The 14,275-nt window shown below is 64.6% G+C and carries 12 protein-coding genes; 7 read left to right on the forward strand and 5 right to left on the reverse strand.

Annotated features, from left to right (window positions below; genetic code table 11):
• The first annotated feature begins 213 nt into the window (after positions 1–213).
• Positions 214–555, forward strand: a complete 342-nt coding sequence (hpf, locus tag IGW04_RS00745; protein WP_194711101.1) for a ribosome hibernation-promoting factor, HPF/YfiA family — start codon at positions 214–216, stop codon at positions 553–555.
• Between the two features lie 336 nt (positions 556–891).
• Here hpf and IGW04_RS00750 read toward each other — a convergent pair whose 3' ends face one another.
• Both IGW04_RS00750 and IGW04_RS00755 read right to left on the reverse strand, forming a co-directional pair.
• A complete protein-coding gene (locus IGW04_RS00750) occupies positions 892–2,571 on the reverse strand; it encodes an AMP-binding protein (protein ID WP_194711102.1) in 1,680 nt (559 codons plus the stop codon).
• Positions 2,572–2,643: 72 nt separating this feature from the next.
• On the reverse strand, positions 2,644–3,858 hold the full coding sequence (locus IGW04_RS00755) for an ABC transporter substrate-binding protein (protein ID WP_194711103.1): 1,215 nt from the start codon (positions 3,856–3,858) through the stop codon (positions 2,644–2,646).
• Positions 3,859–4,189: 331 nt separating this feature from the next.
• Here IGW04_RS00755 and IGW04_RS00760 point away from each other — a divergent pair, with 331 nt between their 5' ends.
• The 6 genes from IGW04_RS00760 to IGW04_RS00785 all read left to right on the forward strand — a co-directional run bounded on the left by IGW04_RS00760 (position 4,190) and on the right by IGW04_RS00785 (position 11,807).
• A complete protein-coding gene (locus tag IGW04_RS00760; protein ID WP_194711104.1) occupies positions 4,190–5,386 on the forward strand; it encodes an isovaleryl-CoA dehydrogenase in 1,197 nt (398 codons plus the stop codon).
• A gap of 30 nt (positions 5,387–5,416) precedes the next feature.
• Positions 5,417–7,024, forward strand: coding sequence for a carboxyl transferase domain-containing protein (locus tag IGW04_RS00765; protein ID WP_194711105.1), 1,608 nt, complete (start codon positions 5,417–5,419; stop codon positions 7,022–7,024).
• Positions 7,025–7,033: 9 nt separating this feature from the next.
• The gene (locus IGW04_RS00770) at positions 7,034–7,819 is read left to right on the forward strand and encodes an enoyl-CoA hydratase/isomerase family protein (RefSeq protein ID WP_194711106.1); all 786 of its coding nucleotides are present in this window, start codon (positions 7,034–7,036) and stop codon (positions 7,817–7,819) included.
• A 14-nt stretch (positions 7,820–7,833) separates the two neighbouring features.
• Positions 7,834–9,843, forward strand: coding sequence for an acetyl/propionyl/methylcrotonyl-CoA carboxylase subunit alpha (locus IGW04_RS00775; protein ID WP_194711107.1), 2,010 nt, complete (start codon positions 7,834–7,836; stop codon positions 9,841–9,843).
• A gap of 39 nt (positions 9,844–9,882) precedes the next feature.
• On the forward strand, positions 9,883–10,593 hold the full coding sequence (locus tag IGW04_RS00780) for a TetR/AcrR family transcriptional regulator (RefSeq protein ID WP_194711108.1): 711 nt from the start codon (positions 9,883–9,885) through the stop codon (positions 10,591–10,593).
• A 770-nt stretch (positions 10,594–11,363) separates the two neighbouring features.
• Positions 11,364–11,807, forward strand: a complete 444-nt coding sequence (locus IGW04_RS00785) for a hypothetical protein (protein WP_194711109.1) — start codon at positions 11,364–11,366, stop codon at positions 11,805–11,807.
• A gap of 270 nt (positions 11,808–12,077) precedes the next feature.
• Here IGW04_RS00785 and IGW04_RS00790 read toward each other — a convergent pair whose 3' ends face one another.
• The 3 genes from IGW04_RS00790 to IGW04_RS00800 are packed head-to-tail and all read right to left on the reverse strand — an operon-like array spanning position 12,078 to position 14,247.
• The gene (locus IGW04_RS00790; RefSeq protein ID WP_194711110.1) at positions 12,078–12,509 is read right to left on the reverse strand and encodes a DUF3305 domain-containing protein; all 432 of its coding nucleotides are present in this window, start codon (positions 12,507–12,509) and stop codon (positions 12,078–12,080) included.
• Positions 12,510–12,533: 24 nt separating this feature from the next.
• Positions 12,534–13,160 (reverse strand): hypothetical protein, encoded by a 627-nt coding sequence (locus IGW04_RS00795; protein WP_194711111.1) that lies wholly within the window; start codon positions 13,158–13,160, stop codon positions 12,534–12,536.
• Entirely contained in the window at positions 13,153–14,247 is a 1,095-nt protein-coding gene (locus IGW04_RS00800; RefSeq protein ID WP_194711112.1) for a formate dehydrogenase subunit gamma, read from the reverse strand. The genes IGW04_RS00795 and IGW04_RS00800 overlap by 8 nt, the downstream gene beginning before the upstream one ends.
• Positions 14,248–14,275 lie beyond the last annotated feature (28 nt).

The raw sequence follows: 14,275 nt of genomic DNA on the forward strand, positions 1-14,275 counted from the left end.
AGGCGGCCGCATCGAGTCGCCGCGGCAAGGCTGAATCCTGACTTGACAGCGCATTCGTTGCAGCCCATGGTGAGGGTACCGGTTTGCCGGTCCTGATCGCGGATCGTGCATTCCGGAAAGCGATTTGCCTTTCATCAAGCAAACTGGCAGGAGGCATGAACCTATCCTGGGCGTTCAACTCCTACCTGCTCCAGATTGGAATAGGAGAACTTCATGAATGTATTGATTACCGGACACCACATCGACTTGACTCCCGCCATCCGGGAATATGTGGAAACCAAGCTGGACCGGGTCGTAAGCCATTTTGATCAGGTCATCGACGTGGCCGTGATCCTTGGCGTCGAAGCGCCTGCCGAGAAGGAAAAGCGCCAGCGCGCGGAAGCGAACCTGCGCATCAAGGGCGATGTGATCCACGCCGAAAGTTATGCGGAAAACCTGTATGCAGCGATCGACCTGATGGTCGACAAGCTCGAGCGCCAGGTGCAGAAGATCAAGGGCAAGGTGCAGGGTCACCGGCAGGAGAGCGCGAAGCGGATGCCGGAGGAAGAAATCTGATCAGGCATTGCCGCCCGTTTGGCCAGGAGTTGCCTGCCTTGGCCCCTTCGGTGCAGTAGCGGGACAGCATTGCACCGCGGGTGGCCCAAGGACAGCGCGACGCCGCGCCTGCTCCTGGCCACCGGTCGTTTCATTCTTCTTCAAGGTATTTCGCCTGGCAGGCTGCGATCGGGCAGCCTTCGCCCCAGAGATTCAAGGACGAATGCCGGCGTCATAGCACCGCGTTTCAAGCGTGTCAGAAAGCATCCTTGCGCCGTTCGTCATGGTTGACTCGGTAGCCATAAAAAAGCACGCATGCATCCCTGCATGCGTGCCCAAACCGCAGGAACGTCGGCCTTAGTCCGCCGCCAGCCCCAGGTCCGTCGCCACCTGCTTGCGCAGCATGAATTTCTGTATCTTCCCGGTCACCGTCATCGGGAAGCTTTCCACGAAGCGCACATATCTCGGGATCTTGTAATGCGCGATCTGCCCATTGCAGAAGGCCCTGATCTCGTCGGCATCGGCCTGCATGCCCGGCCGCAAGATGATGCAGGCGCATAGTTCCTCGCCATACTTCGGGTCCGGCACGCCCACGCATTGGACGTCCAGCACCTTCGGGTGGCGGTACAGGTATTCCTCGACCTCGCGCGGATAGATGTTCTCGCCGCCGCGGATCACCATGTCCTTCGAACGGCCGACGATGCTGCAGAAGCCGTTGTCATCGATTACGGCCAGGTCGCCGGTATGCATCCAGCGCGCCGCATCGATGGCTTCGCGGGTCTTTTCCTCATCGCCCCAGTAGCCCAGCATCACGGAATAACCGCGGGTCAGCAGTTCGCCCTTTTCGCCGCGCGGCACGATGCGGCCTTCGGCGTCGACGATCTTGACTTCCAGGTGCGGGTGCACCCGGCCCACGGTGGAGACGCGCAGGTCGACCGGATCGTCCACCGAGCTCTGGAAGCTCACCGGCGAAGTCTCGGTCATGCCGTAGGCGATCGTGATTTCCTTCATGTGCATCTGCTCGATCACCCGCGTCATCACCTGGATCGGGCAGGGCGAGCCGGCCATGATGCCGGTGCGCAGGCCGGAGAGGTCGTAGCCTGCGAAGTCGGGATGGTCGAGAATGGCGATGAACATGGTCGGCACGCCATGCAGGCCGGTGCATTTTTCCGACTGCACGGTCTCGAGCACTGCCTTGGCGTCGAAACCCTCGCCGGGGTAGATCATCGCCGCGCCATGCGTCACGCAGGCCAGGTTGCCCAGCACCATGCCGAAGCAGTGGTACAGCGGCACCGGGATGCACAGCCTGTCCTTCTCGGTCAGGCGCATCGCTTCGCCAATGAAGAAGCCGTTGTTGAGGATGTTGTGATGGGTCAGCGTCGCGCCCTTGGGCGCGCCGGTGGTGCCGGAGGTGAACTGGATATTGACGGCGTCATCGAATTGCAGCGTGGCGGCGATGCGCTCCATCTGTTCCAGGTCGGCGGCATTGGCCGATTCCAGCACCGCGTCGAAGTTCAGCATGCCGGGCGTGTTCTCGCTGCCCAGCCGGATCACATGGCGCAGGTGCGGCAGCCGGGCCGACTTCAGCGCGCCTGGCGCGCTGTGATGAATTTCCGGCACGACGTCCTGCAGCATCGCGATGTAATCGCTGCTCTTGAAGCTGGGCGCAAGGATCAGCGCGCTGCACTGCACCTTGTCCAGCACGTATTCCAGCTCGGAGCGTCGATAAGCCGGGTTGATGTTGACCATCACCAGGCCGGCCTTGGCGGTGGCGAACTGGGTCAGCACCCATTCCGCGCAATTCTGCGACCAGATGCCGATCCGGTCGCCGGGGTTCAGGCCGAGCCTTTGCAAACCGGCGGCGAGCCGGTTCACGCGCTCGTGGAACTGCCGGTAAGTCCAGCGCACGTTCTGATGCGCCACCACCAGCGCCGGCTGGTCGCCATGACGCTCTGCCACGCCGTCCAGGAAGGCGCCGATTGTTTCGCCGATCAACGGCACATCATGGGCGCCGTGGACGTAGCTTGCCTGCTGCATGAAAAGTCTCCTGTGATCCGTTGCGAGAAAAGGCCGCGGCCTGCGCGGCTCATCAAGCATTGCAAAAAAAGCTTACTGCTGCCTGACCAGCGGGCAGCCGGACTGGGCCAGCGGCCGGAATGCTTCATTGCCGGGCACGGTGCCGATGATCTTGTAGTAGTCCCAGGGCGCCTTGGACTCGGCCGGCTTCTTCACCTGCAACAGCAGCATGTCGTGGACCACGCGGCCGTCGGCGCGCAGCGTGCCCTTGGGAATCACCACGTCGGAAATCGGCAGCTCGCGCATCTTCTTCATCACCGCGCCGGTCTCGTCGGTGCCGGCGGCCTTGATCGCCTTCAGGTAATGGGTCACGGCCGAGTACATGCCGGCCTGCGCCATGGTCGGCATCTTTTTCTGGATCTCGAAGAAGCGGCGCGACCAGGCGCGGGTTTCATTGTTTGCGTCCCAGTAGAAGCCCTCGGTCAGGTACATGTCCTGGGCATAGTTCAGGCCGATTGCATGAACGTCGCTGATGAACATCAGCAGCGGCGCAACCAGTTGCCCCTTGGAGGCGATGCCGAACTCGCCCGCCTGCTTGACCGCATTCACGGTGTCGCCGCCTGCATTGGCCAGGCCGATCACCTTGGCCTTGGAAGTCTGGGCCTGCAGCAGGAAGGAAGAGAAGTCGCTGGCATTGAGCGGGTGGCGCACCGAGCCCAGCACCTTGCCGCCGCCGGCGGCCACCACATCCGACACATCCTTTTCCAGCGACTTGCCGAAGGCATAGTCGGCTGTCAGGAAATACCAGCTGTCGGCGCCGCGCTTCATCAGCGCGCGGCCGGTGCCGACGGAACTGGAATAGGTGTCGTACATCCAGTGCGCGCTGGTGGGCGTGCATTTCTCGTTGGTCACCGTGCTCGATGCCGAGCCCACCACGATGGCGACCTTGTTCTTCTGCTGCGCCACTTCCATCACCGCCAGGGCCACGTTGGTGGGCACCAGGTCCATCAGCGCGTCGACCTTCTGCTGGTCCACCCATTCCCGCGCCCGTGCCGAGGCAACGTCCGCCTTGTTCTGGCTGTCGGCGCTGACCAGTTCGATCGGCTTGCCCAGCACGGTCTTGCCGAAGTCGTCGATCGCCATCTTGGCGGCAACGACCGAACCCTTGCCGGACAGGTCGGAATACAGGCCCGACATGTCGGTCAGGATGCCGATCTTGACGACGTCGTCGCTGACCTGGGCCGATGCCGAACTGATGCCTGCTGCGATGAGGGCGGCCGCGCAGAGCGTCCTGTTGAACTGGTGCATGCAATGTCTCCGTTGGTGTGCGTGTGATGGGTCATGCCAGGGCGGCGCCGCTGTTATTGTTTTTCGCCGCTTCGCGCATGTTTGCCGCAAGGCGTTAACCAAGCCGCGCCGCCTTGCCGAAAGACACCGTTGGCATGCGATCTTTGAGTAAGGCTCAGTTAATTGCAGCCGATTGTATGTGCGATAACGGCATGATGGCAAGCGAATGTTTGTTGAATTAGTACTGTCAAAAACAAGATTTTGTGAGCTATACTCAGAAAACCGTGCGGCCACCTTCGCTTTGTGCGACCGGCTGCATTCCCGCACTCTTCAACCACAGGACCCTGCAGTCATGGCACAAACATTCCTCAATCTCCCGGGTTTAACTTTCGACCATGGCGAAGACATCGCCGCGCTGCGCGAGACGGTGCAGCAGTTCGCGCAGGACCAGATCGCGCCGCGCGCCGCCGAGATCGACCGCACCGACCAGTTCCCGATGGACCTGTGGAAAAAGATGGGCGAGCTGGGCCTCTTGGGCATTACGGTGGATGAGGAGTACGGCGGCAGCGCCATGGGCTACCTGGCCCACATCGTGGCCATGGAGGAAATCTCGCGCGCCTCGGCCTCGGTCGGCCTGTCCTACGGCGCGCATTCCAACCTGTGCGTGAACCAGATCCGCCGCAACGGCAGCGACGAGCAGAAGGCCAGGTACCTGCCCAAGCTGATCTCCGGCGAGCATGTCGGCGCGCTGGCCATGTCGGAGCCGAATGCCGGCTCGGACGTGGTGTCGATGAAGCTGCGCGCGGATTTCCGTGGCGACCGCTGGGTGCTCAACGGCAGCAAGATGTGGATCACCAACGGCCCGGATGCGGATGTGCTGGTGGTGTATGCCAAGAACGATATCGAGGCCGGTCCGCGCGGCATGACGGCCTTCCTGATCGAGAAGGGCTTCAAGGGTTTCTCGGTGGCGCAGAAGCTCGACAAGCTGGGCATGCGCGGCTCGCACACTGGCGAGCTGGTGTTCCAGGACTGCGAGGTGCCGGCGGAAAATGTGCTGGGCGGCCTGGGGCGCGGCGTGAACGTGCTGATGTCGGGGCTGGACTACGAGCGCACGGTGCTGTCGGGCGGTCCGCTGGGCATCATGTCGGCCTGCATGGATGCGGTGGTGCCGTATGTGCATGACAGGAAGCAGTTCGGCCAGCCGATCGGCGAATTCCAGCTGATGCAGGGCAAGCTGGCCGACATGTATTCGACGATGATGGCCTGCCGGGCGTATGTGTACGCGGTGGGCCAGGCCTGCGACCGGGCGAAGACGCCGGACGCGGTGCGGGCCTTGAGGAAGGACGCGGCCGGCGCGATTTTGTACTCGGCGGAGAAGGCGACCTGGATGGCGGGCGAGGCGATCCAGGCGCTGGGCGGCAACGGCTACATCAACGAATATCCGGTGGGGCGGCTGTGGCGCGATGCCAAGCTCTACGAAATCGGCGCCGGCACCAGCGAGATCCGGCGCATGCTGATCGGCCGCGAACTGTTCGCCGAAACCCGGTAAGCCGCACAATCACCAAGGAAGAATGACGCGATGAACAGCATTGAATCCAAGCTCAATCCCCGCTCCGAGGAATTCCAGGCCAATGCCGCGGCAATGAAGGCCGTGGTCGACGACCTAAAGCAGAAGGTCGCGGCCATCGCCCAGGGCGGCGGCGCCGCTGCGCGCGACAAGCACACCGCCCGCGGCAAGCTGCTGCCGCGCGACCGGGTGCAGATGCTGCTGGACCCCGGCACGCCTTTCCTCGAACTGTCGCAGCTCGCTGCCTACGAGATGTACGACAATGCCGCGCCGTCGGCCGGCATCATCACCGGCATCGGCCGCGTGGCCGGCATCGAATGCGTGATCGTCTGCAACGACGCCACCGTCAAGGGCGGCACCTATTACCCGATGACGGTGAAGAAGCACCTGCGGGCGCAGGAAATCGCGATGCAGAACAAGCTGCCCTGTATCTACCTGGTCGACTCCGGCGGCGCCAACCTGCCCAACCAGGACGACGTGTTCCCCGACCGCGACCACTTCGGACGCATCTTCTACAACCAGGCCAACATGTCGGCCGAGGGCGTACCGCAGATCGCTGTGGTGATGGGCTCCTGCACCGCGGGCGGCGCCTATGTGCCCGCGATGAGCGACGAGTCCATCATCGTCAAGGAGCAGGGCACCATCTTCCTCGGCGGCCCGCCGCTGGTGAAGGCGGCCACCGGCGAAGTGGTGAGCGCGGAAGACCTGGGCGGCGGCGACGTGCATACCCGCCTCTCGGGCGTGGTCGATCACCTGGCCAAGGACGACCTGCATGCGCTGTCGCTGGCGCGCACCATCGTCTCCAACCTGAACCGGCAGAAGGCGCCCGACATGCTGCTGCGCGAAGCGGTTGCGCCGAAGTATCCGGCGCAGGAGCTGTATGGCGTGATCCCGGTCGATACCAGGAAGCCGTTCGACGTGCGCGAGGTGATTGCCCGCATCGTCGACGGCAGCGTGTTCCAGGAATTCAAGGCGCGCTACGGCACCACGCTGGTCTGCGGCTTCGCGCATATCTTCGGCATGCCGGTCGGGATCATTGCCAACAACGGCATCCTGTTTTCCGAATCGGCGCTGAAGGGCGCGCACTTCATCGAACTGTGCTGCCAGCGCAAGATCCCGCTGGTCTTCCTGCAGAACATCACCGGCTTCATGGTCGGCCGCAAGTACGAGAATGAAGGCATCGCCAGGAATGGCGCGAAGATGGTGACCGCGGTGGCCACCGCCGCCGTGCCCAAGTTCACGGTGATCATCGGCGGCAGCTTTGGCGCCGGCAACTATGGCATGTGCGGCCGGGCGTTCTCGCCGCGCTTCCTGTGGATGTGGCCCAATGCCCGCATCTCGGTGATGGGCGGCGAGCAGGCGGCCAGCGTGCTGGCCACCGTCAAGCGCGACGGCATCGAGGCGCGCGGCGGCAGCTGGAGCGCAGAGGAAGAGGGCGCGTTCAAGACGCCGATCAAGGAGCAGTACGAGCACCAGGGCCATCCGTACTATGCCAGCGCAAGGCTGTGGGACGATGGCGTGATCGACCCGGCCGACACCCGCATTGTGCTTGGCCTGGGCCTCTCGGCCGCGCTGAATGCGCCGGTGCCCGAGACGAAGTTCGGCCTGTTTCGCATGTAAGGAGACGCCATGGATTACCAGACACTGGAAATACGGCAGGAGCAGGCGGTTGCCACCGTCTGGCTGAACCGGCCCGATGTGCGCAATGCCTTCAACGAGACCAGCATTGCCGAACTGACCGACGCATTCAGGGCGCTGGATGCGGACAGCTCGGTGCGCGCGGTGGTGCTGGCCGCGCGCGGCGTGGCCTTCTGCGCCGGCGCCGACCTGAACTGGATGAAGAAGATGGCAGGCTACAGCCGGGAAGAAAACCTGGAAGATGCGGCCGGCCTGGCGGCGATGCTGCGCGCCATCCATGACTGCGGCAAGCCGGTGGTGGCGCGGGTGCAGGGCGACTGCTATGCCGGCGGCATGGGACTGGCCACCGCCTGCGACATCGTGGTGGCAGCCGAGGCGGCCAACTTCTGCCTGTCGGAAGTGAAGCTGGGACTGATCCCGGCGACGATTTCCCCCTACGTGATTCGCGCCATGGGCGCGCAGGCGGCGCGCCGCTACTTCATCACCGCGGAACGGTTTTCCGCAGCCGCCGCGCAGCGCATGGGCCTGGTCCATGAGTGCGTGCCGGCCGATGGGCTGGACGATGCCGTTGGCGCGCTGCTGAAGTCGCTGCTGGCGGCGAGCCCGGATGCGGTAAGCGCGGCCAAGCGCCTGGTGAACGACGTGGCCGGGCAGCCGCTGACGGATGCGCTGGTGCAGGACACGGTGGTGCGCATCGCTGACATCCGCGCATCGGAGCAGGGACGCGAAGGCGTGCGCTCCTTCCTTGAAAAGCGCAAGCCGTCCTGGCTGGAATGAGAACTGGAGAAACCATGTTTACCAAGATACTGATTGCCAATCGCGGCGAAATCGCCTGCCGTGTCGCCGCCACCGCGCGCCGGCTGGGCGTGAAGACGGTTGCCGTCTATTCCGAGGCCGATGTGAATGCGCGCCATGTCGCGCTGTGCGACGAGTCGGTGCCGGTCGGGCCTGCCGCTGCCAAGGAAAGCTATCTGCGCGCCGACAAGATCATCGCCGCGGCTTTGGTCAGCGGCGCACAGGCAGTGCATCCGGGCTATGGCTTCCTGTCCGAGAATGCCGGCTTCGCCCAGGCATGTGCGGACGCGGGCATCGCCTTCATCGGCCCGCCGGCTTCTGCCATCGATGCGATGGGCTCGAAGTCGGCTGCGAAGTCGCTGATGGAAAAGGCCGGCGTGCCGCTGGTGCCCGGCTATCACGGCGACAACCAGGAGCCGGAATTCCTGCAGGCGCGCGCCGACGAGATCGGCTACCCGGTGCTGCTCAAGGCCAGCGCCGGCGGCGGCGGCAAGGGCATGCGCATCGTCGAGCGTTCCGAGGACTTCAAGGCCGCGCTGGCCTCCTGCAAGCGGGAGGCGATCAGCAGCTTTGGCGACGACAAGGTGCTGGTGGAGAAATACCTGACCCGGCCGCGCCATATCGAGATCCAGGTGTTTGCCGATACCCATGGCAACTGCGTCTATCTGTTCGAGCGCGACTGCTCGGTGCAGCGCCGGCACCAGAAAGTGCTGGAGGAAGCGCCGGCGCCGGGCATGACGGAAGAACGCCGCCGCGCGATGGGCGAGGCGGCGGTCGCCGCGGCCCGGGCGGTGGGCTATGTCGGCGCGGGCACGGTGGAATTCATCGCCAACCAGGATGGCTCCTTCTACTTCATGGAGATGAATACCCGTCTGCAGGTGGAGCATCCGGTGACGGAAATGATCACCGGCCAGGACCTGGTGGAATGGCAGTTGAGGGTGGCCTGCGGCGAGCCGCTGCCGCTAGGCCAGGCCGATCTCGCCATCCACGGCCATGCGCTGGAAGCCCGAATCTATGCGGAGAACCCGGACAACAACTTCCTGCCTTCGATCGGCACGCTGCGCCATCTGCGCATGCCGGAGGCGGTGTCCTTCAGCCTCGGCGAAAACCCGGCGCACCCGGCGCCGGTGCGCATCGACAGCGGCGTGCGCGCCGGCGATGCGATCTCGCCCTTCTACGACCCGATGATTGCCAAGCTCATCGTCTGGGGCCGCGACCGCGAGGAAGCGCTGGCGCTGATGGCCAATGCGCTGACGCATTACCAGGTGGTGGGCCTGACCACCAATATCGCCTTCCTGAAGCGGCTGGTGGAAAGCGTGCCTTTTGCTTCCGCCGACCTCGACACCGGCCTGATCGAGCGCAACCATGCGGCGCTATTCCCGCTGCCGGCAGCCGCCGGCAGGGAGGCGCTGGCGCTGGCGGCGGTGGCGTTGGTCTCCGGCGAGACCAGGCATGGCGCGGCGAACGCCGCCGATCCCTGGGCGCGCACCGATGGCTGGCGCATGAATGCATCGCTGCGCCGCAACTTCCGCTTCACCGATCGCGAGCAGGCGCGGGAAGTCGGCCTCTCCTACCTGGCCCATGGCTGGCAGCTCGCGCATGGCGATGCATCGCATGAAGTGACGCTGGTGCGCCACGAAGGCAATGACTACGCGGTCCGGCTCGACGGCCGGCTGGTGCGCGGCACGGTGGTGATCAACGGCGAGGAAGTGCATGTCTTCACTGGCGAGCGCCACCTTGTGCTGGGCTACAGCGATCCGCTGGCGCATGCCGGCGAGTCCGAGGATGAAGGCGGCAGGCTGACCGCGCCCATGCCGGGCAAGATCGTCGCCATCCTGGTGAAGAAGGACGAGGCGGTGGTGAAGGGCGCGCCGCTGCTGATCATGGAGGCAATGAAGATGGAGCACACGATTGCCGCGCCGCGGGACGGCGTGGTGGAAGAACTTCTCTATTCGACCGGCGACCAGGTGGAAGAAGGCGTGCAGCTGCTGGCTTTTCATAGCTGACATTGCAAGCCAGCCTGAACAGAAGCCAGACGACAGCCCATGAATACGCCATTGAAAGCAAGCCGCAAGCGCGAGGTGCTCGGCGCCCGGTCGGAGCGGCGCGTGCGGGAAATCCTGGTCGCGGCGCGCCAGGTCTTTTCCGACAACGGCTATGAAAACTCCACCACGCTTGACATTGCGCGCGAGTTGGGCATTTCGGAAGCCACGGTCTTTTCCTATTTCAGCAGCAAGCGCGATCTGTGCATGCAGGTGATCAAGGGATGGTATGACGAGATCTCGCTGGTGCTGGAGCAGGAAGTGCCGCTGGTGGTGGGCACGCGGGCCCGGCTGCATTTCGTGGTGCACAAGCACCTGGTGACGCTGATGCAGGACGGCACCGGCATGTGCAAGCTGGTGCTTTCCGAAGGCCGCAGCGCCGATGCCGAATTCGCCGACCTGATTGCCGAGCTCAAGCGGCGCTATACCGCGCCGCTGATGAAGGTGCTGGCGGCGGCACAACGCGACGGCGAAATCCGCCAGGACATGCCGCTGCCCCTGCTGCGGGACATGGTCTATGGCTCGATGGAGCATGTGCTGTGGGATTACATGGTCAACCGCAACAAGCCCGATATCGAGACCACCGCCGGCCAGTTGACCAACATGCTTTGGGCGGCGTTCATGCCGGTCAGCCAGTCGTTGGAGCAGCTTGCCAGGTTCCGGGGGGAAGTGTCGGAGGCGTTGCGGCGGCTGGAGCAGGGCGCGCGGGCTTGAAGGGATTGAACGTTGGGTGAGCGCGTTCAAGGGGCGCGATACGAAACTGAACGATAAGCGCGGGCCTGACAAGCCAGGGGCAAGGGCTGCATCGGTTTTGCGGCGGGAGCGCTTCGGGCTTGGCTCCGGACTGGCTGGACGCGCAATTCAGGTTCCGTTGCAGTTGTGGTTGCGGTTGCCCTTGCGGTTGCTTTTGAAGTGGGCGTTCAACTCCCCGTTGAGCGCGCCGTGTCAGCGGTGCCTGGAGCGGAAAAGGTGCGGCGTCTGTCTGAGTGGAGCGAAGCGGAGCGAGTTTAGCCGCGCCCCGCTCCGGGCACCGCTGGCACGGGCACCCCGCGTTAGCGGGGCGCGATCATCGGGGTCGCCTTTTTTGCCTCCTTTTTTGCCTCCTTTTTTGGCGAAGCAAAAAAGGAGGTCGCCTGCCGGGGCGAACTCCCGGCCTGTCTCCACGGCAGTGCAGCCGTATTGCGTCACCCGGCAACGCACGGGCAGCAAGGGCGGTTCAAGCTTCAGAGGAAACGCAACAGGCAGATCCAACGCCTCAGCAAGATCGACCGCCTGGCGGAATGCCCCTGCGGGGTATTCCGCCCTACAAAACGCGTCAGCGGCCAATAGTCCGCTACGAACCGCGTCAGCCGCCAATAGTCCGCAACAAAAAGCCGCCTACTCTTGCGAGGGGCAGCTGGCTAATTGACTGCAACCGAGGCGAGGCTTAACGGCTGCTGCCGCCGCTGGAGCTGCCCGATCCCATCCCACCGGTACCGGCGCTGGTGCCGCCCATCGTGCCGGAGGTGCCGCTGCCTGAACTGCCGCTCATGCCGGAGGAGCCGCTGTTGATGCCGGAAGAGCCGGTGCTGCCCGATGTGCCGCTGCTGCCCGAAGAGCCAGTGCTCCCAGAGGTGCCCGAGCCACCGCTCATGTCCGACGAGCCGGTGCTGCCCGAGGTGCCTGAACCGCCGCTCATGCCGGAAGCGCCAGACGTGCTCGAGCCGCTGCCCATGTCGGTCGAACTGCCGCCGCTTCGGCTGGAAGTGCTGCCCGAAGTGGTTCCGCCGCTGCCGCCGGTCATTGCCGCGCCGCTGCTCGAGCCTGGGCTGCCGCTCATGCCGCCGCCCGTGCCGCCGCCGGTACTTTGCGCCATCGCTGAACCTGCGAATGCCATCGCTGCAATCAATGCTGCAATTGAAGTCTTCCTCATGTTCACTCCTTGTTGAGTCGTGTGAAAAGCACCGCGCTGGGTGTGAAGCTTCACTGTAGGCAAGGACGCGGGAATGGGCAGTAGGACAAACCCCGAACTTCTGGTAGGAGGGGAAAACGAATCGCGATAGGACAGTTGGCAATTGTCAGCTGTTAATGATGCAGCAACGAGTTGATCGCCGTGATGAGTTCGCTCAAGTATTGTCGAGCCAGGCGGCGCTGAAGCGGTTCAGGACGGTACGGGAGGGGACGAGACGGGACGGAACGGGGCTCCCCTTGGCGTTGGATCAGCCGTGGTTGCGCTTGCCGCGCGCAGGCGGCTCGTAGTGGCACAGCAGGTAGCTGCCCAGCCAGGCGTGGATGTCGGACGGCATGCCGATGCCATCGGCCTGGTCTCCTGAATCGAGCATGCGGGTGCCTTCGCCGTAGCTGACGGAGGCGGACACGATCGCCGGCTCGCCGCTTTCCACGCGCCACAACAGAAAGACCTTAGGCTCGGGGGCGGCCCAGTTTTCGAAATAGCCGTCGTTTTCATCCGGGTAAAGCTGCAGCGCCACGCCGCGCAGCAGGCGGCTGTCGGCCGTGACCGCGCATACTTGGGCGCCGGCGTCCGCCCGGTCGATGCTGACTGCCTCGGGCCGCCAGCGGGCCTGGTCCCAGATGCTGGTCGGGGTATGCCAGCGCATCAGGACAGCCAGCGGCAGTTCAGCCATCAGCATCGGGCATGCTCCCGGTTCCGGTGCTCACTTTGCACCGGGTTCCTTGGGCTTCTTCACGTCCTCGCTGGGCGCGGCGCTGCCGGACTTCTCGCTGTGCACCGGCGGCGGCACGGCTCGCGTCTGCTCCTGCGCGCCCGAGGCGGTAATCCCGGCGACCGCATCATGGCCCACGGCAGGATAGGTCTTCCAGCCGTTCTTTGCTGCGTCGGCGCGCCAGCGCCGCGCCACCTCATCCATGGAGGCTGCCAGTTCCTGTTTTTCCTTTTGCGCTCTGGCTGCGGCCTGCTCGGCGGCGCTGGGTTGTGCCGCGCTTGCCGCCGGGCCGGCGGCCGGTGTCTCACCCGCCATCTTTCCCTTGGGCGCGTCGCCTGCCACCGCGGCGCCCGGCGACGTGCCGCCCATGGCCGGGCCGCTGGTATTGCCGCCGGCGCCTTCGGGTATGCCAGGCGTGCCGCTCGGCATCTGGCTCTTGGTCGCTTCACGCGAGCGCTCCATGATCTCGCCGCTGCTCTTGCTGCCGGCGGCAAGCTGGCCGGGAAAATTGGTCTGCCGTGCTTCGCTGCGGTTGCCGGCGGCGCGCTCGCCACAGGCGCCGAGCAGCAGCATCCCGCTCAGCGCGAAGCAGCCCAGCAGCGCAGTTCGGTCATGCATAATCGCTCCCCCTCGCAGGCTGTGCCGACGGCGCGTGGCTTGCATGGCGGCCATGCGGCGCCGTCGCCTTGCCAGCCTTGACGTCTTCATACCAGAGCGCATGGTGGCTCGCTGCCCAGGCTTCATCCACCGTGCCGTGCCGCATCGCATCATAGGCGCCCGGCGTGCCCCAGGTGCCGATGAAGATGTGCCCCATGCTGGCGGCGATATAGATCACCGCGCCGCCGACATGCAGGTAGTTGGCCCATTGCAGCAGATACCGCGTCTGCCTGAAATTGACGAAGTCCAGCATCAGCCCGGACACCGAGACGATAATGCCCAGCAGCGCCACGCCGCCCCAGAACCAAACCTTCTCGCCGGCATTGAAGTAGCCGGCCGGCACATGCTTGTGGCTGACCAGGCCGCCGCCTTTCTTGATCCAGTCCCAGTCCCAGCGCCGGAACAGGTTTTCGCGCAGGAAGGTGAAGAACATCAGCACCGAGCAGGCAATGAACAGCGGCCCGACGAAGTTGTGCAGATACTTCGAGAGGATGGCCACCCAGGAAAACGCGTTGTGGCCCATCAGGGGGATAAGCAGCTGCTTGCCGTACATGATGATCAGCCCGGTCAGCGCCAGCGCCAGGAAACTGAAGGCGGTGGCCCAATGGATCACCCGGTCCCAGAGCGTGAAGCGCTGTATCCTGCGGCCCGACTCGGGCCGGTCCAGCCGGGCCGGACCGACCGCACGGTAGAAGCCGAAGATCAGCAGCGGCACCACCAGCAGGATGGTGCCGGCAATGGTGGCGATCGGTCCGTTGCGCAGGGTGCGCCAGGTGTTGCCGCCGCGCTGCAGCAGGACATCCATTTCCGGCTGCAGGCCGAACGGCTTCACGTAGTGGCGGTCGATATGGCGGCGGCCCGAGTCGGCGTCGCCCATGCCGGGTTGCGGCGTACCCTTTTCCACCTGCAGGATGGTCTGTTCCTCGGCATAGGCCGGCACTGCCTTTTCATTTGGCACCGCGGCCCAGGACATCGCCACGGCCAGCTGCAGCAGCATGCCAAGTAGCCAGGCGGCAAGGACGCTGTGCCGGGTCGGGTGTGGGTGCATGGCTGCTCTCCTGTTGTGCGGTTCTGGT

The sequence above is a fragment of the Noviherbaspirillum soli genome, from assembly GCF_015352955.1.
Lineage (GTDB): Bacteria > Pseudomonadota > Gammaproteobacteria > Burkholderiales > Burkholderiaceae_D > Noviherbaspirillum_A > Noviherbaspirillum_A soli.